At 67.9% G+C, this 21,024-nt stretch carries 21 protein-coding genes; 8 read left to right on the top strand and 13 right to left on the bottom strand.

Annotated elements, in window-relative coordinates:
• Positions 1-39: 39 nt before the first annotated feature.
• From APZ15_RS33620 to rbsK, 3 genes are read right to left on the bottom strand one after another with little or no spacing between them, the layout of a single operon-like run.
• Positions 40-984 (bottom strand): dihydrodipicolinate synthase family protein, encoded by a 945-nt coding sequence (locus tag APZ15_RS33620; RefSeq protein ID WP_027792146.1) that lies wholly within the window; start codon positions 982-984, stop codon positions 40-42.
• Positions 985-1,021: 37 nt separating this feature from the next.
• Positions 1,022-2,341, bottom strand: a complete 1,320-nt coding sequence (locus tag APZ15_RS33615; protein ID WP_027792147.1) for an MFS transporter — start codon at positions 2,339-2,341, stop codon at positions 1,022-1,024.
• A 60-nt stretch (positions 2,342-2,401) separates the two neighbouring features.
• Complete coding sequence (rbsK, locus tag APZ15_RS33610) at positions 2,402-3,328, bottom strand: ribokinase (RefSeq protein ID WP_027792148.1); 927 nt, start codon at positions 3,326-3,328, stop codon at positions 2,402-2,404.
• A 241-nt stretch (positions 3,329-3,569) separates the two neighbouring features.
• Here rbsK and APZ15_RS33605 point away from each other — a divergent pair, with 241 nt between their 5' ends.
• Entirely contained in the window at positions 3,570-4,655 is a 1,086-nt protein-coding gene (locus APZ15_RS33605) for a LacI family DNA-binding transcriptional regulator (protein ID WP_027792149.1), read from the top strand.
• Positions 4,656-4,692: 37 nt separating this feature from the next.
• Here APZ15_RS33605 and APZ15_RS33600 read toward each other — a convergent pair whose 3' ends face one another.
• The 3 genes from APZ15_RS33600 to APZ15_RS33590 all read right to left on the bottom strand — a co-directional run bounded on the left by APZ15_RS33600 (position 4,693) and on the right by APZ15_RS33590 (position 8,253).
• Positions 4,693-5,697 carry a lysozyme inhibitor LprI family protein gene (locus APZ15_RS33600; protein WP_027792150.1) on the bottom strand — a complete coding sequence of 335 codons (1,005 nt, stop codon included), beginning with the start codon at positions 5,695-5,697 and terminating at the stop codon, positions 4,693-4,695.
• A 422-nt stretch (positions 5,698-6,119) separates the two neighbouring features.
• Complete coding sequence (locus APZ15_RS33595) at positions 6,120-7,241, bottom strand: Fic family protein (RefSeq protein ID WP_201800283.1); 1,122 nt, start codon at positions 7,239-7,241, stop codon at positions 6,120-6,122.
• A gap of 94 nt (positions 7,242-7,335) precedes the next feature.
• Positions 7,336-8,253: a LysR family transcriptional regulator gene (locus tag APZ15_RS33590; RefSeq protein WP_021160675.1), complete on the bottom strand. Its 918-nt coding sequence runs from the start codon at positions 8,251-8,253 to the stop codon at positions 7,336-7,338.
• Positions 8,254-8,381: 128 nt separating this feature from the next.
• Between APZ15_RS33590 and APZ15_RS33585 the strand changes: the two genes are divergently transcribed.
• Both APZ15_RS33585 and wrbA read left to right on the top strand, forming a co-directional pair.
• A complete protein-coding gene (locus tag APZ15_RS33585; RefSeq protein ID WP_027792152.1) occupies positions 8,382-9,107 on the top strand; it encodes a pirin family protein in 726 nt (241 codons plus the stop codon).
• A 61-nt stretch (positions 9,108-9,168) separates the two neighbouring features.
• Complete coding sequence (wrbA, locus tag APZ15_RS33580; protein WP_027792153.1) at positions 9,169-9,771, top strand: NAD(P)H:quinone oxidoreductase; 603 nt, start codon at positions 9,169-9,171, stop codon at positions 9,769-9,771.
• Positions 9,772-9,855: 84 nt separating this feature from the next.
• Here the strand turns inward: wrbA and APZ15_RS33575 are convergent, their stop codons facing one another.
• The 7 genes from APZ15_RS33575 to APZ15_RS33545 form a co-directional block, all read right to left on the bottom strand.
• A complete protein-coding gene (locus APZ15_RS33575; protein ID WP_027792154.1) occupies positions 9,856-10,161 on the bottom strand; it encodes a hypothetical protein in 306 nt (101 codons plus the stop codon).
• Positions 10,162-10,391: 230 nt separating this feature from the next.
• Positions 10,392-11,126: an LrgB family protein gene (locus APZ15_RS33570; RefSeq protein WP_027792155.1), complete on the bottom strand. Its 735-nt coding sequence runs from the start codon at positions 11,124-11,126 to the stop codon at positions 10,392-10,394.
• A complete protein-coding gene (locus APZ15_RS33565) occupies positions 11,123-11,494 on the bottom strand; it encodes a CidA/LrgA family protein (protein WP_027792156.1) in 372 nt (123 codons plus the stop codon). The genes APZ15_RS33570 and APZ15_RS33565 overlap by 4 nt, the downstream gene beginning before the upstream one ends.
• 397 nt (positions 11,495-11,891) lie before the next feature.
• Complete coding sequence (locus APZ15_RS33560; protein ID WP_027792157.1) at positions 11,892-12,926, bottom strand: alpha/beta hydrolase; 1,035 nt, start codon at positions 12,924-12,926, stop codon at positions 11,892-11,894.
• A gap of 58 nt (positions 12,927-12,984) precedes the next feature.
• Positions 12,985-13,410: an organic hydroperoxide resistance protein gene (locus tag APZ15_RS33555; protein ID WP_027792158.1), complete on the bottom strand. Its 426-nt coding sequence runs from the start codon at positions 13,408-13,410 to the stop codon at positions 12,985-12,987.
• A 223-nt stretch (positions 13,411-13,633) separates the two neighbouring features.
• Complete coding sequence (locus APZ15_RS33550) at positions 13,634-14,200, bottom strand: TetR/AcrR family transcriptional regulator (RefSeq protein ID WP_027792159.1); 567 nt, start codon at positions 14,198-14,200, stop codon at positions 13,634-13,636.
• Positions 14,201-14,377: 177 nt separating this feature from the next.
• Entirely contained in the window at positions 14,378-14,974 is a 597-nt protein-coding gene (locus tag APZ15_RS33545) for a TetR/AcrR family transcriptional regulator (protein ID WP_027792160.1), read from the bottom strand.
• Positions 14,975-15,122: 148 nt separating this feature from the next.
• On the opposite strand from APZ15_RS33545, the gene APZ15_RS33540 reads away from it, so the two are divergent.
• The 5 genes from APZ15_RS33540 (at position 15,123) to APZ15_RS33520 (ending at position 20,922) form a co-directional block, all read left to right on the top strand.
• Positions 15,123-16,142 carry an alpha/beta hydrolase family protein gene (locus APZ15_RS33540; protein ID WP_027792161.1) on the top strand — a complete coding sequence of 340 codons (1,020 nt, stop codon included), beginning with the start codon at positions 15,123-15,125 and terminating at the stop codon, positions 16,140-16,142.
• Positions 16,143-16,238: 96 nt separating this feature from the next.
• Positions 16,239-18,092, top strand: coding sequence for an ABC transporter ATP-binding protein (locus APZ15_RS33535; RefSeq protein ID WP_027792162.1), 1,854 nt, complete (start codon positions 16,239-16,241; stop codon positions 18,090-18,092).
• A 124-nt stretch (positions 18,093-18,216) separates the two neighbouring features.
• The gene (locus APZ15_RS33530; protein ID WP_049097483.1) at positions 18,217-18,729 is read left to right on the top strand and encodes a DUF4262 domain-containing protein; all 513 of its coding nucleotides are present in this window, start codon (positions 18,217-18,219) and stop codon (positions 18,727-18,729) included.
• A 256-nt stretch (positions 18,730-18,985) separates the two neighbouring features.
• Positions 18,986-20,158, top strand: a complete 1,173-nt coding sequence (locus APZ15_RS33525) for a porin (RefSeq protein WP_027792164.1) — start codon at positions 18,986-18,988, stop codon at positions 20,156-20,158.
• 119 nt (positions 20,159-20,277) lie between these two features.
• On the top strand, positions 20,278-20,922 hold the full coding sequence (locus APZ15_RS33520; protein ID WP_027792165.1) for a glutathione S-transferase family protein: 645 nt from the start codon (positions 20,278-20,280) through the stop codon (positions 20,920-20,922).
• Positions 20,923-21,024: the final 102 nt, after the last annotated feature.

The following is a 21,024-nucleotide window of genomic DNA, read 5'->3' as shown; positions in this document are numbered from 1 at the left end:
CGTCGCGCACCGCAGAACACGGACGGCACACCACGCGCCCTATTGCGCAGCGATCCGACGACGGAAATGCTCGGTGCCGGCCACGATCTTGTCGAGCACCGCATCGAGTGCCCAGAATCGTTCACGCACGTCGTAGTCGATCGCACGGCAGCGGATCGACGCGAAGGTGCCGATCCGCTGGTGATAGAGCTTCGCGAGCGCCGGGTACCCGAGTGCCTCCGACACCGCCGAGACGACCAGGAACGTCGAAAGCTCGTCGGCCAGTTCGGGATGCGCATCCCCTTGCGTGCGCAACCACCGGTACAGATCCGGATGAAAGTTGGTGAACACGCCGTTGAAGCCGGCGGAACCCGCCTTCATCGCATCCCGCGCAATCGCGGCATTCGCGTTGAGGATCTTCAGCGGCGAGCCCTCGGCGAGCGCGACCCGCCGCTTCACCGTTTCCAGGTCGCAGCTCACGTCCTTGAGCATCACGAACCGGCCCGTGTCGATGCACGCGCGCAGTTCGTCATCCGACAGCAGCCGCCGGTAAGGCGCCGGACATTCGTACAGCCCGAGCGGCAGGTCCGACGGCAATCGCGCAAGCAGCCGGTGAAGGTGGTCGAGCAACGCGGCACTGCCCTGGCGCTGCGGATCGAGGCGGTTGGTCACGAGCACGACGCCCTGCGCGCCCGATTCGGCCGCCGCGCACAGCTCCGCGGCCTGCGCGTCGAGATCGTCGCTGATGTGCCCGGACGCGACGACGGGCACGCGCCCGGCCACCCGCTCGACCACGAAGCGCGCGAGCTCCGCGCGTTCGGCCAGACTCAGGAACTGCATCTCGCTCGATTGCGCGACCGCGAACAACGCATCCGCGCCGTGCGCGAGATACCACTCGATCAGCCGCTCGAGCCCTGCGTAGTCGATCGCGCCGGCATCGTCGAACGGCGTCAGCATCACCGGGACGATCCCTTCGATGGTCACGTTCGCTTGCTGCTGTTGCATCTGTTTCTCCTTGCTTCAGTGAATGCGGGGGGTAGGCTCACGCGGGCAACGGCCCGGGCGCGGCGTTCGCGGCCTGCTCGGGAATCGGCTTGCGCACCAGCAGCAGATAGGCGATCGCACCCGCGAACGCGATCGCCGCGGCGGTCAGCAGCGCCGGCACGAACGACCATTTCTGCGCAATGATGCCCGTCAGGATCGGCGCAAGCGCACCGCCGACGAAGCCGCCGAAATTCTGGATCGCGCCGAGCGACGCGACGCGGCTCGGCGGCGCGGCCGCCGTCGCGAGCGCCCACGAGCAGGCCGACGCCGCGTTCGCGAGAAAGATCACGACCGAGATGCAGGCGAGCGCCACCGTGTTGCTCTGCACGAGCGCGGCCGGGATCGTGAAGACGACCATCCCGAGCATCGCGACCACCACCGCATTGCGCCGGCTCACGACCGGCGAGCGGCTGCGGCGCGTGATCAGGTCCGACACCCAGCCGGCCACCAGCGAGCCGACGAACCCGCACAGGAACGGCACCGACGCGGCGAAGCCCGTCCGGATCAGGCTCATGTGGCGTTCCATCGTCAGGTAGCCCGGCAGCCAGGTCAGGTAGACCCAGTTCAGGTACACGGATCCGAAGTAACCGATCAGCATCCCCCAGGTCGTGCCGTGCGAGAACAGGCTGCGCCATTCGACGAACGTCAGTTTCGGTGTCGCGGCCACGCTTTGCGCGTCGGCATCGAGGTAGTTGCGCTCGGCGGCGGACAGTTGCGCGCGCACCGGATCGCGATACAGCGCGAACCAGACGACGGCGACGACGAGGCCGAGCGCCCCCGTCGCGATGAACGCCCAGCGCCAGTGGAACGACGCGACGAGGATCGACAGCAGCAACGGCGCGAGCGCGGTGCCGAGCGGCGACGCGGCGTTGAAGATCCCGGTCGGCGTGCCGCGCGCGCGCAGCGGAAACCAGTTGCTCACCACCCGCGCGGCCGACGGGAATTGCGGCGCCTCGCCGATGCCGAGCACGATGCGCGCGACGATGAACCAGCCGAAAGTCGACACGATGCCGCCCGCCGCCTGCGCGAACGACCAGACGATCAACCCGACGCCGAGCAGCCGGCGCGGCCCGATGCGGTCGACGAGCCCGCCGACCGGAAACTGGCACAGCGCATAGCTCCACGAGAAGGCCGACAGCAGCAGCCCCATCTGCGCGAGCGACAAGCCGAGATCGCCGCGGATCGCCGCGCTCGCGACGGCCAGCGTGCCGCGATCGAGGTAGTTGACGATGCCGCTCGCCATCAACAGCGCGAGCGCGATGCGTTGCCCGCGCCGGATACGCGGCGGTGCGGGCGGGACGGTCGGGGTTTCGTTCATTGCGGTTGTCTCCATGTCACTGGTATCGGCCGGTTCCGGCCTGTCCGTCTGATGCGGCATTCAGGGTTCGAGGCGCGCCACTTCCTCGCGCGTCGGAATCGAGGTCTGCGCGCCGTGGCGCGTCACGCTGATCGCGGCGGCGCGCTGGCCGAAGCCGATCGCGTCGTCCATCGACGCGCCGCCCGCGCGGGCGGCCGCGAATCCGCCGACGAACGTGTCGCCGGCCGCGGTCGTATCGACGGCGGCCACCGTCATCGCCCGCAAGCGGCCGTTACCGGCGCCGCCGCGCCAGCAGACGCCGCGCGCGCCGAGCGTCACCAGCACGTTGCCGACGCCCTTCGCGCACAGCGCATCGGCGGCGCGCACGGCCGATGCGTCATCGCCGACGGCGATGCCGGTCAGCGACTCGGCTTCGGTTTCGTTGACGACGAGGTAGTCGACCCGTGCCAGCAGCGCGTCGAACAGCGGCTGCGCGGGCGCGGGGTTGAGCAGCACCGGCGTGTGGTGCGCGGATGCACAGGCGATGGCGCGCGCGACGGCGGCAACCGGCACTTCGAGCTGGCACACGAGCAGCGCGGCCTCGGCGATCGCATCGCGCGCCGCGTCGATCCGGTCGGCGTCGAGGCGCGCATTCGCGCCGGGCACGACGACGATGCTGTTCGCGCCGCCCGCGTCGACCGTGATCGTGGCCACCCCGGTCGCCGTGCCGCCGATCCGGCCCAGGTGCGTCACGTCGATGCGTTCGGCCGCCAGCGCATCGTGCAGGCGCGCACCGAACGCGTCGTCGCCGACGCAGCCGATCATCGCGACCGACGCGCCCAGCCGCGCGGCCGCGACCGCCTGGTTCGCCCCCTTGCCGCCATGAACGGTCTGGAAATCCGTGCCGAGCAGCGTCTCGCCCGGCACCGGCAGGCGCGGCGCGCGCGTCACGAGGTCGATGTTCACGCTGCCGACGACGGCGATGCGCGGTGAAAGGATATCGCTCATTTTGCAATGTAACCGCTTACATTCGCGGCGGACAAAATGGCCGAATCGGCCGTCGTCGATGAAAATCTCACGATATGGATAGAATATGTGTCTGACATAATGCGGAAGCACGCCAAGATAGCGCTTACATTCTCACAGGGTCGAGCGGGAATGCAAGCGGCGCCACCACGAATCGAGGGTAAACAATGACGCATTTGACAACGCGGGGCGCCGTCACTGCCGCCCCGCCGGGAGCCGGCCGATGAGCACGCCTCCGTCCCGCGCCGGCGCGCCCCGGGCGCGCCGCGGCAGCGGCCGCTCGGTGCTCGGCGATGTCGCGAAGCTGGCCGGCGTATCGACCGCGACCGTCTCGCGTGTGTACAACGATCCCGGCAAGGTATCGGCCGACGTGCAGCAGCGCGTGCGCGACGCGGCGCGCGCGCTGAACTGGATTCCGAATGCGGCGGGCCGCGCGCTCGCGTCCACGCGCACCCACATCACGGGCGCGATCATTCCGACACTCGACGACCAGGTGTTCGCGTCGCAGGTCGCGGGCATGCAGACGGTCATGGCCGAGCACGGCATCACGCTGTTCCTCGGCTGCTCGAATTACGATCCCGCGCAGGCGCTGGCCCAGGTGCGCGCGATGCTGTCGCGCGGCGTGGAGGCCGTGTCGCTGGTCGGCGAAGCGTATCCGCCGGAACTGTTCGAACTCCTTGCGATGCACCGCGTGCCGTACGTCGTCACTTATGCGTATCGCGACGACAGCCCGCACTGCTGCATCGGCTTCGACAACCGCGCGGCATTCGCGCGGCTCACCACCCACCTGCTCGACCTCGGCCACCGCGATTTCGCGATCATCATGCAGCCGTCGGCCGACAACGACCGCGTGCAGGCCCGCCTGCGCGGCATTCACGACACGCTCGCCGCGCGCGGGCTCGCGGTACGCCCCGTCCATCAGCACGAGGGCGCGGCCACGATCGCCTTCGGGCGGGCGAGCCTGCGCGCGATCGCGAACAGCGATGCGGCGACGCGGCCGACAGCCGTGATCTGCGGGAACGACGCGCTCGCGCTGGGCGCGCTGCTCGAGGCGCAGGCGCTCGGCATCGACGTGCCCGCGCAATTGTCGATCACCGGGTTCGACGACGTCGCGCTCGCGCGCGAAATCCAGCCGCCGCTGACAACGATGTGGGTCGACACCGACGCGATCGGGCGCCAGGCCGCACAGGCCTTGCTCGACGCGCTCGAGAACGGCGCGACGGGGCCCGGTCATGCCGTCCTGCCCGAATTGCGTACGCGGGGATCGGCTGCGCCACCGGCGCACGCGCGCGCAGCGGGAAAGAAATGAAGCCGCACCGGGCGGCTTCGGCTGCCCGGCCCGCTCGTCACTGCATCACGTCGACCGGCAGTGTCTTGTCGAGATTGTCGTGCCACGCCTGGATCGTCTTCGGCACGGTTTTCTTCCACGCGGGCACGTTCGAGTAATAGCGCATCCGGACGTTGCTCTGCGCGTCGAACACGAGCAGCCCGATCCATAGATCATTGCCGCGGCGCATCACGATCGCGGCGTTCGTCGTCGCGATGCCGCGCACCCAGTACGACGTCACGTGCGCGTTCAGCCCGTCGAGATCCCTTGCTTCGGCGCCGTAATTGACGATGTCGACGAGCGTCTGGTAATCGGCACCGAGCAGCTTGTGCGCGGTCGCGTTCTGCTGCGCATTCGCGAGCACATCCAGGCTCACGAGATCCGCCGGCGGCTTCGCCTGCATCTGCGACGCCGTCACATAATCGCCCGAGTAGACGACGCCCGCACCGGCGCCGCATTCGCCGTCGGCGCCGTGCTGCGCGACCTGAACGCGTGCACCCTTGAGGCTGAAGTCGAGACGGCATTGATCGTGACTGAACGTGCCACTATTGCCGTGCAGTTCGATATCGCCACCAAGTTCGCCGGTATTCGCGCCGTTGTTGCCGCTCAGCTCGAAATGCAAACGTGGCGCCGTGCCGGTGAACGTCAGCACACCACCGAACGACGGATTACCACTGTCGAGATACCACGTCTGCTGCCAGCGATCGGCGGCCAGCGGCCTGCCGTTCAGGCTCGCGAGCCGTTCGCGGTAGCGGTCGCCGAGGCACAATTCGTCGGCGCCGCACCGGTCGCGCTGCTTGAGCCACTTCAGCTGCGCCGCCTTCAGCGCGGCCGTGTCGCCGCCTTTCGCGAGCGCCTGCTTCCACGCCGCCGCGAGGTCGCCGTCGAGCTTCGACAGCGCGGCATCCGCGCAGATCGTCTTCTCGGTTGACGAAGCGGCCTTCGCGCAGTCGAAGCCGGCCGCGTGCGCGGCGGCCGGCAACAGCGTCAGCAGCACGGCCGCCGCGACGGATCGCACGCGCATGTGCAATGCGCCGTCGGCGGAAATCGCGGTTTTCCCGCGAGCATTCGATCGGTTCTGGAGGATCATCGGCTTGGATCGTCGCTGGATCGCGAGCCTGTAGAAGCTACCTGCACGCGGTATTCGAGGTAAAAACGCCCGGCCCGGCATGGGGCGCATGCCGTTGCTCGCCGAAGCCTAACCCGAATGCGCGACGCCGATCAATCGACGTTCGATGTCGGCGCAACCGTCGCGGCGGCCTCGCCGCATTGCACGATGCCGCTCGCAATGCGGCTTCCATGGCGGCATCGACTGAAATGATCGATGCGCACGCAACGATCAGTCGAGCCCGCGGCTCGCGCGGCCCCCTTGCACAGGCCGCACAGCGTGATCGCGTTGTGGCGCCTGCCGGCCTTCCGGATCTGCGGGCCGACGCAATACGGCGGTCAGCCGTCGAACGGCACCAGCTCGTAACTCGTGCTCCGGCCGCCGGACGACGAGCGTTGCAGCACGCCGCGCTCGACGAGTTCAGTGATGTCACGCAGCGCCGTATCCTGCGAGCACTTCGCGAGCGCCGCCCACTTGGTGCTCGTCAACTTCCCCTCGAAGCCGTCGAGCAGGCGATTCATGACCTTCGCCTGACGCTCGTTCATCACGACGCCGGCACATCGTTGCCAGAAGCGCGCCTTGACCAGAACGGCGTCGAGCGTCGCATGCGCGTGATCGATGGCCCGGCCGAGCGCGGTCAGAAACCACGCGAGCCATTCCGTGACATCGAGCGAACCGCGCTGCGTACGCTCCAGCACGTCGTAATACGCGTTGCGCTCGCGCTGGATTTGCGCCGACAGGCTATAGAAGCGTTGCGGACTGCGGTCGGCACGCGCCAGGACCAGATCCCCGAGCGCACGCGCGATGCGGCCGTTGCCGTCGTCGAACGGATGGAGCGTGACGAACCACAGGTGGGCCAGGCCGGCCCGGATCAGCAGGGGCTCGACCGGCGCGGCATTGAGCCAGGCGAGAAAGCGCCCGGTTTCGTCGGCGAGGCGCGCGGCGGGCGGCGCCTCGAAATGCACGCGCTGCCGGCCGATCGGCCCGGACACGACCTGCATCGGCCCGGTCGCATCCGTGCGCCAGCCACCGACCGTGATCCGCGACATCCCCGAGTAGCCGGTCGGGAACAGTGCCGCATGCCACCCGAACAGACGGGCTTCGGTGACCGGCGCCGCCGCATGGGTGGTCGCGTCCAGCACCATGTCGACGACGCCCTCGACGTGGCGGTCGACCGGCGCCAGCGCGCCGATATCGACGCCGAGCCGACGCGCGATCGACGACCGCACCGATGCCACGTTCAGGCTTTCGCCCTCGATCGCGCTGGTCTTGACGACGTCCTCCGTCAGCGCGGCCAGGCTGGCCTCGTCGCGCAGCGCCAGGCCGACGTCCGCCAGCCGCCCGGCCAGCATGCCTTGCGCACGGCTGACGTCGGCGAGTGGCGTTGCCAGTGCAGGCAGGTCGAAGCGCCATGCGGGCCAGTCGGCCGACGCCCAGATGAAGGTGTAATCTCCGCTCATGATGCGGAGATTATCCCACCAATTCACCGCACGGTTCAATATTCTCTGCAAATCCTGCGGAGAATAAGGCCTCCATTCCCCGCAAACCGACCCGCTACCGCGCCCGACCCGCCCCGCCCTTCGCCGCGGGCGCGGCCTCCCCGAGCCGTTCCGCGAGAAACCCGATGAACGTGCGCAGCGTGACGAATCCCTCCCGATGCTGCGGGAACACGGCGTTGAGCGTGATCGGCGAAGGCGCATACGCGTCGAGCACCGGCACGAGCGCGCCGCTGTCGAGCGCCGCGCCGACGATGAAGTGCGGCAGCAGCGCGATGCCGAGCCCCGCGATCGCCGCGTCGCGCACCACTTCGCCGTTGTTCGCGACGAGCGGCCCCTGCACGTCGAACGTGCGCGCCGCGCCGTCGACGCGGAATTCCCAGCCGATGCGCCGCTCGCGCCCGTACAGCAGGCACGTGTGGCCGGCGAGATCCGCCGGCGTCTGCGGCGTGCCCTGCCGCTTCAGATAAGCGGGGCTCGCGCACGCGACCATCCGCCACGCGCCCAGCGGGCGGGCGATCAACGTCGAATCCTCGAGCGAGCCGATCCGCAGCACGAGATCGAAGCCCTCGCCGATCAGGTCGACGCGCCGGTCGGTCAGGTCGAGGTTCAGCCGCACGGCCGGGTGCGCGGACAGGAATTCGGCGATCAGCGGCGACACGTGCGTGATCCCGAACGACAGCGGCGCGCTGATTTTCAGCGACCCGTGCAACTCGGTGCTGCGCACCGACATCGCCTGCTCGGCGTCGGCGATTTCCGCGAGGATCCGCTGCGCGCGCGCATAGAACTCCTGCCCCGATTCGGTCACCGCGAGGTTGCGCGTGTTCCGGTGCAACAGCCGCACGCCGAGCGACGCCTCCAGCGCCATCGTGCGCCGGCTGACGAACTGCTTGGACAGCATCAGTTGATCGGCCGCCGCCGTGAAGCTGCCCGCATCGACCGTCGCGACGAAGATCCTCAGGTCGTTGATTTCCATATTGTCCACTCCATAGCGACAGTCATTATCTCTACAGCCATTTATTTGTCAAATCGATTGACCTAAGATTCACCTCAACGAACGGCCGGTCCCACTTCCGAGGTCCGGCGTCTTGAGGAACAAAAATCATGATCGAAATCCGTGCAGCAAACCAACGTGGCCGTGCGGAGCATGGCTGGCTCAGCTCCCGTCATTCGTTTTCGTTCGCGAACTACTACGATCCGAAGCAAGTCGGCTTCTCCGACCTGCTGGTGATCAACGACGATCGCGTCGCGCCGGGCCGCGGCTTCGGCACGCACCCGCACCGCGACATGGAGATCCTGTCGTACGTGCTCGACGGCGCGCTGGAACACAAGGACTCGATGGGCACCGGCTCGGTGATCGTGCCGGGCGACGTGCAGCTGATGAGCGCGGGCACGGGCGTGCGCCACAGCGAGTTCAACCACTCGCCGGAACTGCCGGTCCACTTCCTGCAGATCTGGGTGGGGCCGGCCGAGAAGGGTGCCGAGCCGCGCTATCAGCAGACGAATGTCACGGCAGACGACAAGCGCGGCAAGCTCGCCCTCGTCGTATCGCCGGACGGCGACGCCGGTTCGCTGAAGATCCGGCAGGACACGCGGATTTACGCGGGCTTGTTCGACGGCGCCGAACGCGCGACGCTGGAACTGGCGCCGGACCGCTTTGCGTACGTGCACGTGGCACGCGGCAGCGTGTCGGTCAACGGCGTGACGCTCGGCGAAGGCGACGGCGTGCGCATCCGCGACGAACAGACGCTGACGTTCGCCGACGGGAAGGATGCCGAAGTGCTGGTGTTCGACCTGCGTCCGGTCGAAGTAACGGCCGAGTGGGCATAAAGCCCGTTCGGGAAACCGGGCCCCGCTGAACGCGGGGCCCTTTTAATCGGAGATTCGCAACATGGCCAAGGTACTCGTTCTTTATTACTCGTCCTACGGGCACGTCGAAACGATGGCGCAGCACATCGCGGAAGGCGCGAAATCGGTGCCCGGCGTCGAGGTCACGCTCAAGCGCGTGCCGGAAACGATTCCCGTCGACCAGGCCCGGGCGATCGGCGTGAAGGTCGACCAGGCTGCGCCGGTCGCGACCGTGGACGAACTCCCCGGCTACGATGCGATCATCTTCGGCACGCCGACCCGTTTCGGCAACATGGCCGGCCAGATGCGCACGTTCCTCGACCAGACCGGCGGCCTGTGGATGAAGGGCGCGCTCGTCGGCAAGATCGGCAGCGTGTTCGCGTCGACCGGCACGCAGCACGGCGGCCAGGAAACGACGATCACGTCGTTCCACACGACGCTCCTGCACCACGGGATGGTGATCGTGGGCGTGCCGTATGCGTGCAGCGGCCTCGTCAACATGAACGAAATCACCGGCGGCACGCCGTACGGCGCCACCACGCTCGCGGGCGCGGACGGCAGCCGCCAGCCGAGCGCGAACGAGCTCGACATCGCGCGCTATCAAGGCAAGCACGTCGCGGAACTCGCCAGCAAGCTCGCGTCGTAACAGGCCGCCTTCGCGGCCCCGCACACGCGCACACGGCGCCGGTCGACCCGGCGCCGCGTGCGCTGTGCCCAGGCCCGGCCGTTGTTACTGGCCCGACGCCGGAGCGGCGGGCGCCGCCTTCGTCGCGGGCGCCTTCTGCGCGGCGTTCTGCGGGTAGTTGCTCTGGTCGTTGGTCAGCCGGTAGCCGCTGCCCGTGCCGATCGCCTTCAGGTCCGACGCGTGACGCGCCCGGGCGGCCTTGCGGGCCGCCTTCTTCTGCGCCTTGTCGATCTGCTTCTGCGTCGGCGCGGACGCCGGATCCTGCGCGTATGCCGCCGGCGCGGCTGCCAACAGCAGACCGAACGACGCCGTTACCGCCACTGCCACCGAAACCACGCGAGACTTCTTCATGGCCGGACCTCCTTGTCGATTGTTGATTGTGGATAGAACACCGGCGCGCACACGACCGCTTGCGACAACGGCGCCGATGCAACGTTAGCCGAACAGTATGTACTTGTCCTTGTGCGTTCCTGAATTCTCCCGATAACGGCAACGATACGTGGGCACCGCGTACGCCGTCGTTCCGGCGCGTCGCCCGCGCCATCAGGGAAACCGATAACCCGGCCTGGCCCGGCCGGCGCTCAGATCCAGCGCGACAGCACCGGCAGCAGGACCGGCACGACGAAGGCGGTGAGCACGCCGTTCAACCCCATCCCGAGCCCGGCGAACGCACCGGCCTCCTCGCTGACCTGGAACGCGCGCGCGGTGCCGATCCCGTGCGACGCGACGCCGAGCGCGAACCCGCGCACGGCCGGTTCGTCGACGCGCAGTGCGTTGAGGATCCCGCGCGCGCACACGGCCCCGAAGATCCCGGTCGAGATCACGAGCACGGCGGTGAGCGACGGAATCCCGCCGATTTCCGCCGCGACGGCCATCGCGATCGGCGTCGTCGCCGATTTCGGCGCGAGCGACGCGACCGTCTGGTGCGACGCCCCGAACAGCGCCGCGATGCCGACCGCCGACACGATCGCGGTCAGCGAGCCCGCGAGCAGGCCGACCAGCAGCGGCACCGCGGCGCGGCGCAGCTTCGACCACTGCCGGTACAGCGGTAGCGCGAGCGCGACGGTCGCGGGGCCGAGCAGGAAGTGGACGAACTGCGCGCCTTCGAAATACGTCGGGTACGGCGTGTGCGTGATCGTCAGCAGCACGACGATCAGCGCAACCGCGATCAGCACCGGGTTCGCGAGCGGGTTGAAGCGCGCCCGCGCATAGACGGCCTGCGCGAACAGATACGCGATCAGCGTGATGGTCAGGCCCAGCAGCGGGCTCGCGGCGAGATAGACCCAGATCGCGCCGAGTTTCGGGAAGGCCGTCATTGCGTGCCCTCCACCGCATCGCCCGCGCGCCGCTGGCGCCGCAGCAGTGCACGCGTCACGAGCGCCGTCACGGCGATCGCGAGCGTGGTGCTGACGGCCAGCGCGACGACGACCGCGAGCGCATCGCCGCGCACGCGGTCGGCCGACACCATGATGCCGACGCCGGCCGGCACGAACAGCAGCGACAGGTGGCGCAACAGCTCGAGCGCGGTCGGCTCGATCGTGTCGGCCACCTGCGGGCGCAGCATCACGAAGCCGAACAGCAGCAGCATGCCGATCACGGGGCCCGGCACCGGCAGGCCGAACAGGTAAGACACGCCTTCCCCGAGACACTGGAAGGTCAGCAAGACCGCGAACGCCTGCAGCATGAAACGCTTCTCCCGAACGGGGCCGCGCTGTCGTACGGCCGCGCGACCGATGGCCGGCGGCTTGCGGCGCCGGCGTGGACGATACGCGCGATCGTACCAACAATGCCCGCGGCGCGGGGCCTAGCGGGCGCCGGGGCCAACGATGCGGGTGGTCACGGGCACGCCGTGAAGCACCACGCGAAGCCGACGCTGCGGCGCGATTCGCGACGGAGCTCGTGCTGCCGAACCGGGACGAAAAATCGCGGGCGATCGGGGCGTGCGGGGCGTGCGGGTTGCAGGCCCGCACATTCGCCCGGTTCACGCGCCGCACGCAACAAAGGCGGGCATGCGCCCGCCTCGTCGTCATGCGCACTCGCGCTGCCCCGCCTCACGGGCAGCGCGAGTGCGAACCCGTCGCTTACTTCAGTCGCGTCGCGAGTTCATTCGCCATCGCCTTCGTCGCGGCCTTCGTCGGCGCGTCGCCGGCCAGCGCGTTCAGCAAACCGAAATCATGGATCGTGCCGTCGTAGCGCGTGGTCGTCGCATCGACGCCGGCCGCGTCGAGCTTGCGGCCGTACGCTTCGCCCTCGTCACGCAGCACGTCGAACTGCGCGACCTGGATCAGCGCGGGCGGCAGGCCCTTCAACTGCGCGGTGCTTGCGCGCAGCGGCGACGCGTAGATCTCGTTGCGTTGCGCTTCGTTCTTCGTATAGGCATCCCAGAACCACTTCATCATCGGCCGCGTCAGGAAGTGCCCTTGCTGATACGCGTTGTACGAACCCGTGTTGAAGTTGTGGTCCGTGACCGGCCACATCAGCCCCTGGAAGCGGATCGCGGGGCCACCCTTGTCCTTCGCCATCAGCGCCACCACGGCCGCCATGTTCCCGCCGACGCTGTTGCCGACCACCGCGAGGCGGCTGCCGTCGACGCCGATCTCCGCGCCGTGCGCGGCCACCCACTTCGTCGCCGCATACGCCTGGTTGATCGCGACCGGGTAATGCGCTTCCGGCGACGGCGTGTAGTTCACGAACACCGCGACGGCCCCCGATTGCACGACGAGATCGCGGACGAGGCGTTCATGCGTCGGAAAATCGCCGAGCACCCAGCCGCCGCCGTGGATGAACACGAACACCGGCAGCGTGCCCGTCGCACCTTGCGGACGAACGATCGTGACCGGTACGGACAGGCCGTCCTGTTCGATCGTGCGGTTCGACACGTCGATCCCCGACAGGTCGACCTTCGTGCCGTTCTGCGCGTCGACCAGCACCTGGCGCGCCTTCGCGGGGCTCAGCGTTTCGAGGCCCGGGCCCTTCTGGCCGTTCAGCGCGGCGAGGAAAGCGCTCGTCGCCGTATCGGGACGGACGGTATCGGCACCGGCGGCGAATGCGGTGGTCGAGGTGGACAGTACAGCGGCGACGGCGGCAGCGATCAGCAGCGGCTTGACGATCTTCATGATGGTGTTCCTTGGCTTCAGGCGGTAAATGACGATGGATGATTCGCAGTGCGACCGATCAGGCAAGCGTGAGCGTGACGTCGATGTTGCCGCGCGTCGCGTTCGAATACGGGCACACGAGGTGCGCACGGTCGATCAGCGTTTGCGCGATGTCGCGATCGAGGCCCGGCAGCGAGATCGTCAGTTCGACTTCGATGCCGAAGCCGTTCGGGATCGCGCCGATGCCGACGCTGCCTTCGATGGAAGCGTCCGTGGGCATCGCGATCTTGTCGCGGGCCGCGACGAACTTCATCGCGCCGATGAAGCACGCGCTGTAGCCGGCGGCGAACAGTTGCTCGGGGTTCGCGCCTGCGCCGCCCGCGCCGCCGAGCTCGCGCGGCGTGGTCAGTTTCAGGTCGAGGTTGCTCTCGGGCACCGTGGCACGGCCGTCACGGCCGCCGGTGGCTTTTGCATGGGCGCGGTACAGCACTTTTTCGATCGACATGACAGACTCCTTTTCAGCAAATGAATGAAACAGCCTTCGAACCGGGGATCGCGTGCCGACAGCCTTGCTGCCCGCATCGCGCCTGTTTATCTACTCATAGATAGATAAACATCCCCAAAAATGCAGATGGTCGAGCCATCTGCGCCAGAACTCTATCTACCCATAGATAGACAGTGAGATTCAATAAAAAGGCGGCGAACCGCCTCACTGCATGCGCGCTCCGTCAGGACCGCTTTTTCCAGACGGCCTCGACATCTTCGAGGCGCGCCCGCGTGTGAAACAGCCGGCTGGCCAGCACGCTGCCCTGGAACGCCGCGTACAACGTGCGCGCGGCCGTCTCGGGCTCGCCGCTGAACTGCAGCGTGCCTTCCCGCGCGCCCTGCTTCAACAATTCCGCCAGCCAGCTCTCGTTGGCCTTGAAGAACGCCTGCACCGCCTGCCGCACATTCTCCGGCAACGTTTCGATGTCGGCCGCGAGCATCCCGCACAGGCAGATCAGGTTGCCGTCGCCGAGCGTCCGGCCGAACATCTTCGTGTACAGGCTCAGCTTCACGTCGGCCGGCAACGCCGGATCGATCGCCCGCATGGCCGAGAGGACTTCGTCGCTATATGCCGCCACCGCTTCCAGCACGAGGTCGTCCTTCGACGGGAAGTAGTAGTGGATGCTCGACGTCTTCACGCCCACCAGGTCGGACAGGTCTCGATAGCTGAAGCCGTTGTAACCGCGCAGCATCATCAGCGTGGTCGCATGGTCGAGAATCTGTTCGCGGACGGTCGGTTTCGTTTCCATGGAGCGAACTTTATCTACTCATAGATAGACAGTCAAGAACTTTTTTAAGGGCGCAATGCGTAGCGCACCGAACGCCTTGTCCGCGCTCGCCGGCCAATGGCCGCGGGATGCCCGCATCCGGTTCGGTGCGGCGCATTGCACCCGAACCGGGCGGGCGTCAAACCGGATCCGCGATCCTCACTGCGGCTTCAACATCCGCCGAATGATCGTCCGCAACATCGCCCGATGCGCGCGCGGCTTGAACCCCGGTTCGAACACGACGCGCCCGACCGCGCCTTCCGCGAGCGCGAGCAACCACGTCGCGACAAGATCGGGCTTCAGGCTTGCGTCGATCTTCCCTTGCGCCACACCGCGCTTGATCAGCGCGACCATCCGCCCTTTCACCTGCGCCTCGTTCGCCGCGAACAGCGCGGCGACGTCCGGATTGCGCGTCGCCTCCGCCGCGGTCTCGACGCAGATGCGCGCATAGACGGGATCGCTCGACAGTTCCATCAACGTCAGTGCGATCTCCTCGATCGCGGCCAGCGCGTCGTCGGCGTCCGCGTACCGCGCGAACAGTTCGGCCATCTCGCGCTGGTCGTCCTGCGCGACTGCCTCGATGATCGCCGCCTTCGTCGGAAAATAGTGGAACAGGTTGCCGGGGCTCATGCCAGCCGCCTTGCAGATCGCGGCCGTGGACGTCGCATGAAAGCCGTCGCGCGCAAAACAGTCGATCGCGGCATCCAGGATCTGGCGCCGCTTCGCTTCCACTCTTTCAGGATCGATCTTTCTCAACAGGCACTCCGTACTCGACGATGACTCGAATCTTTATTAGACTGATTAATCGATCTATTATCGTGGCGACGTCCTGCAGGCGTCAAGGCAGCGTGCCCCCGCACATGCCGCCTGCGGCATCCGCTCACGCCACCGTACCGAGGGCCTCTTGAAACGAATCGTCATTGCCGGCATCGCGCTCGTCCTGTTCGTGCTCGTCGCGGCCGGTGCGCTCGTGCTGCGCGGCCTCGCCGACTTCGAGCTGAAGGGCGCGAACGTGTCGTCGCTCACGTTCCGCGCCAACGGCGCCGGCCTCGTCGGCACGCTCGCGCTGCCGGCCCATGCGCCCGGCGCGCCGATCGTACTGCTCGTGCACGGTGACGGGCCGCGCACCCGCTTCTCCGACGACGCGATGCTGCCGCTCGTCAACAGCCTGCTCGACGCCGGCATCGGCGTGTTCGCATGGGACAAGCAGGGCACCGGCCGCAGCGGCGGCGACTGGCTCGCGCAATCGATGCAGGATCGTGCGAACGAAACGATCGCCGCGATGGCGCGCGTGCGCGCCGTCGTCGGCCCCGCGCACAAGATCGGCCTGCTCGGCTTCTCGCAAGGCGGCTGGGTCGTGCCGCGCGTCGCGAATGCGGTGCGACCGGCGTTCTCGGTGATCGTCGGCGGCGCCGTCAGCTGGCGCCGGCAAGGCACCTACCTGACGCGGCAGCAGCTCCAGGCAACGGGTCTGCAGCCGGATCGAATCGATGCGACACTGGCCGCCGAGCGACGCGACAACGACGAAATCTTCGGCCGGACGGACGTACCCGCCGATCCGCAGCGGCGCCCCGACATCGAGCCGCGCCGCTTCGGCTTCATCGCACGCAACTACCTGGAGGATTCGTCGCAGGCGCTCGCGGCGATGCAGGGGCCCGTGCTGGCCGTGTGGGGCGCGCAGGACCGCAATGTCGATCCGGTCGACGAGGCGAATGCCTACACGCATGCCTTCGCGAACCGGCCCGACCGGCGCGTGATGGTCGTGCCCGGTGCGACGCATGGGTTGCTGCGCGCCGGCTGGTTCGACTACCAGCTCGAGTCCGACTGGCCGACGTGGAAGACATGGTTGTACATGGCGCTCGGCCGCCATGCGTATGCGCCGGGCACGCTCGCCCCGATCGAGGCGTGGATCCGGTCGCAGTGAACACGTGTGCAGTACCGCGGCGCAGCGAAGGCGCCGCACCTGAAACAGGCAATACGGCCGCGCCGGCAGGCGTGGCCGCATCAAGGAGAGGTTTCAATGTTTTCGTGGTTTGAACGGCGCCTGCCGACTTTCCCGCTCGAAGATCCCGTCACGCCGCCGAAGGGATTCTTCTCGTTCGTCTGGGCGTGCACGAAAGGCGCGCGCAGCTGGATCCTGCTGATCGCGCTCACGTCGGCCGCGCTGGCCGCGTACGAAGCCGCGCTGTTCGCGATGATGGGCCGCGTGGTCGACTGGCTCGCGTCCGCGACGCCGGCGGATTTCGGCGGCCGGCACTTCGGCACGCTCACCGCTTTCGCGGCAATCCTCGCCGGCAGCGCATTGCTGATCGCGCTGCATACGATGGTCAAGCACCAGGTGCTCGCGATCAACTTCCCGATGCGGCTGCGCTGGCTGTTTCACCGGCTGATGCTCGACCAGAGCCTGTCGTTCTACGCGAACGAATTCGCGGGCCGCGTGACGACCAAGATCATGCAGACCGCGCTCGCGGTGCGCGATGCGCTGTTCATGTCGGTCGACGTCGTGATCGGCGTCGCCGCGTACCTGATCGGCATCCTCGCGCTCGCGGCCAGCTTCGACTGGCGGCTGATGATCCCGCTCGCGCTGTGGGCGCTCGGCTACGGCGCGGCATGCGCGTTCTTCGTGCCGCGCCTGGGCGCCGTCGGCAGCCGCCAGGCCGATGCGCGCGCGCTGATGACGGGCCGCATCACCGACGCGTATTCGAACATCACGACCGTGAAGCTGTTCTCGCACACGCGGCGGGAAGCCGACCACGCGCGGCGCGCGATGGAAGCGTTCAAGGCGACCGGCGACGCGCAGATGCGCCTCGTCAGCGCGTTCGAGATCGTCAATCACCTGCTGTCGACGCTGCTGCTGGTCGGCTCGACCGGCCTCGCGCTGTATCTGTGGATGCACGGCGAGGCGAGCGCGGGCGTCGTCGCGGCGGTGATCGCGATGGCGCTGCGCCTGTCGAGTTATTCGCACTGGATCATGTGGGAAATGACCGAGCTGTTCGAGAACGTCGGCACGATCCAGGACGGCATCAATACGCTGACGAAGGTGCGCAGCGTGGTCGACGCGCCCGATGCGAAGCCGCTCGCGGTGCAGCGCGGCGGGATCGTGTTCGACAACGTGCAGTTCGCGCACGAGGACAACGACCGTGCCGTGTTCGACGGGTTGAACCTGACGATCCGGCCCGGCGAGCGGATCGGCCTGATCGGCCGCTCGGGTGCCGGCAAGTCGACGCTCGTGAACCTGCTGCTGCGCTTCTACGACGTGGGCGGCGGCACGATCCGGATCGACGGGCAGGACATCGCGCACGTCACGCAGGACAGCCTGCGCGGCGCGATCGGGATGGTCACGCAGGATACGTCGCTGCTGCACCGGACGATGCGCGAGAACATCCTGTACGGGCGCCCCGACGCCACCGAGCGCGAGATGCACGACGCGGCCGTGCGCGCGGAGGCGTCCGAATTCATCGACCGGCTGCGCGACCGCCACGGCCGCAGCGGCTACGACGTCGAGGTCGGCGAACGCGGCGTGAAACTGTCGGGCGGCCAGCGGCAGCGCGTCGCGATCGCGCGCGTGATGCTCAAGGACGCGCCGATCCTCGTGCTCGACGAAGCGACCAGCGCGCTCGATTCCGAGGTCGAAGTCGCGATCCAGCGCAGCCTCGACGGCCTGATGAGCGGCAAGACGGTGATCGCGATCGCGCACCGGCTGTCGACCATCGCGGCGATGGACCGGCTGATCGTGCTCGACGAAGGGCGCATCGTCGAGGAAGGCACGCACCAGCAACTGCTGCAGGCCGGCGGCATCTATGCTGCGCTGTGGGCGCACCAGAGCGGCGGGTTCCTCGGCGAAACGGCGGAGGTGGAGAAAGCGGAGCAGTAGGCGGGACCGCTGTGGCAACATGGCGCACGGCGATCGCCGGCCGGTTCGGCGACGGTCGCATTCCCGCCGGCGGGATGCCGGCCCCCGGCTTCCCGTCGCCCGACGCAGATCCAAGGAGCCCCGCATGACCACGCGACCGGATATCGCCACCGCGCTCGACGCGCCCGATTCGGTGCTCGAGGAAGACGAGCAGCGATTCTTGCAGCGGATTCGTCAGCACGGGTGGTTCCGCACGGAAGTGTTCGCGGAAGGGGACGCACCCGGGTTTTCTTTCACGACCGGGCTGTGGGTCAACCACGGTTTTCCGGAACTCATCGTGTTCTCGATGCCGGCGCGCATCGTCCATGACGTGCTGTGGGACATCTACCGGATGGTCGCAGCCGGCACGCCGCCGCCGGTCGGCGAGGTCACGGATTCCGTCTTCGGCAACGCGAACGCGCTGCTGATGCCGGTCGAGAAGACGCACTACGAAGCCCATCTCGGCTGGAACCGCTGGTTCTACGGCAACGACGCGTTCCCGTGCGTCCAGTTGCTGTGGCCCGACCGCGACGGGGTTTTCCCGTGGCAGCCGGAAGCGGACGACGCGTTGAACGCCGCGCAGCCGCGCCTGTTCGGCGCCGGCAACCAACACCACTGACCCGCGCGCAGGATCGCGCGCACAGTGAACGCCCTGCAGCCGTCGTCGCGATGCAGCGCGCGCGATGCACATGTGCGCATCGTTCATCCAGCGTATGACGCATAACGTCCCCATGCACCGCTCGCCGGCCGGTTGCGCGCGCATCCATCTCCGCGCCGCCTCATAACGATCCGACAATTTATTGGTTCCCTCGACGATGTGCTGTCCGTATCGTTCACCGACTCGTCAGACCAATCGACCAACGGGGAATCCAACAATGAAACCAGTCCGTTCATTCGCACTGCTCGCGCTGCCGGCCGCGCTCTTCGCCGCCGGCGCCCACGCGCAAAGCAGCGTCACGCTGTACGGCATCGCCGATGCGGGCATCGCCTATGTCCACAACGCGCAGAACGCGAACGGCAGCAACGCGTCGAGCCTCGTCAAGTTCAGCAGCGGCAACCTGTCGGGCAGCCGCTGGGGGCTGCGCGGCACCGAGGATCTCGGCGGCGGCCTGGCCGCGCTGTTCCAGCTCGAAAACGGCTTCAACATCGGCACGGGCGCACTCGGCCAGGGCGGACGCGAATTCGGCCGCAAGGCCGTCGTCGGCCTCGCAAGCAGCACGTACGGTACCGTCACGCTCGGCCGCCAGTACGATCCGGTCGTCGACCTCGTGCAGGGCCTCACGCAGGACAACTACTTCGGCGGCGTGTTCGCGACGCCGGGCGACCTCGACAACTACGACAACAGCCTGCGCGTCAGCAACTCGGTGAAATACACGAGCCCGCTGATCTCGGGTTTCCAGTTCGAGGGCCTGTACGGCTTCGGCGGCGTCGCGGGCGCCACCGGCAGCGGCCGCACGTACAGCTTCGGCGCAAGCTACGCGAACGGCCCGCTGTCGCTCGGCGCCGGCTTCTTCTACGCGAACGGCGGCTCCTCGGTCACGAACGGCGTGCGCACGTGGTCGAGCAGCTCGGACACGCTGTTCAACACCGTGATCAACCAGGGCTTCTCGAGCGCGAAGTCGATCCAGATCGTGCGTGTGGCCGGCCAGTACGTGGCCGGGCCCGCCACCTTCGGCCTCGCGTATTCGAATACGCAGTACGGCGCGGACACGCTGTCGGCGTTCAGCCAGAACGCGAAGTTCAACAACGGCTCCGCGTTCTTCAACTGGCAGTTCTCGCCGGCGCTGCGCGCGGGTGTCGGCTACAACTACACGTCGCTGACGGGCCCGTCTTCCGCGCACTACAACCAGGTCAACCTCGGCGCGGATTACGCGCTGTCGAAGCGCACCGACCTGTATGCGCTGTTCGGCTACCAGAAGGCGAGCGGCAACACGCTCAACGCGAACGGCGCGGTCGTGAAGGCCGCCGCGTCGGTCGGCTCGTACGGCGTGAACTCCGGCACCGATACGCAGGAACTCGCGATCGTCGGGATTCGCCACAAGTTCTGATCGCGTCGCCGCCAGGCGACGACAGCGACGGACGACAGCCGGCAGGCGCGCACCGCGGTGCGCGCCTGCGGCGTTTACACTGTCCGCGTTCAAGTTCCGCACGACACAAGGAGGCCGGCATGCTGACCGTATGGGGGCGCCGCAGTGCATTCAACGTCCAGAAGGTGATGTGGCTCGTCGACGAGCTCGCGCTCGCGCATCGGCACGTGCCGGCCGGCGGGCAGTTCGGCGTGCTCGACACGCCCGGTTTTCTCGCGATGAACCCGCACGGGCGCGTGCCCGTGATCGACGACGGCGGCACGGTCGTCTGGGAATCGCACAGCATCCTGCGTTACCTCGCCGCGCGTTACGGGCGCCCCAGCTTCTGGCACGACGATCCGGCCGAACAGTCGCGCGCCGACCGCTGGATGGACTGGTCGCAAACCACGCTGCAGCCGACGTTCCTGAACGGCGTGTTCCGGGGCTTCTACCGGACGCCGCCCGAGCAGCGCGACACGGCGCGCGTCGAGCAAAGCATCGCGCAGTGCGCGCAATACTTCCGGACGCTCGATGCGGTGCTGGCCGGGCAACCGTTTCTCGCGGGCGACACGCTCACGCTCGCCGACATCGCGGCCGGCACGCATCTGTATCGCTATTTCGAGCTCGACATCGCCCGGCCGGACCTGCCGCACGTGCAGGCGTGGTACGAACGGCTGAAAGCGCGGCCCGCGTATCGCACGCACGTGATGATTCCGTTCGACGACCTGCGCGGCAAGCTCGACTGAGCGGGCGCCGCGCCAACGGCGGGGCGGCTTGTTGGATGGTTGTAAGAACAACGGTGTAGGGTGCCGACCTGTACGCCCGCCGGATTCGCATGCGTCGTCGCG

It is taken from the genome of Burkholderia cepacia ATCC 25416 (genome assembly GCF_001411495.1).
GTDB lineage: Bacteria > Pseudomonadota > Gammaproteobacteria > Burkholderiales > Burkholderiaceae > Burkholderia > Burkholderia cepacia.
This window is presented reverse-complemented; position numbering and strand designations above follow the sequence as displayed.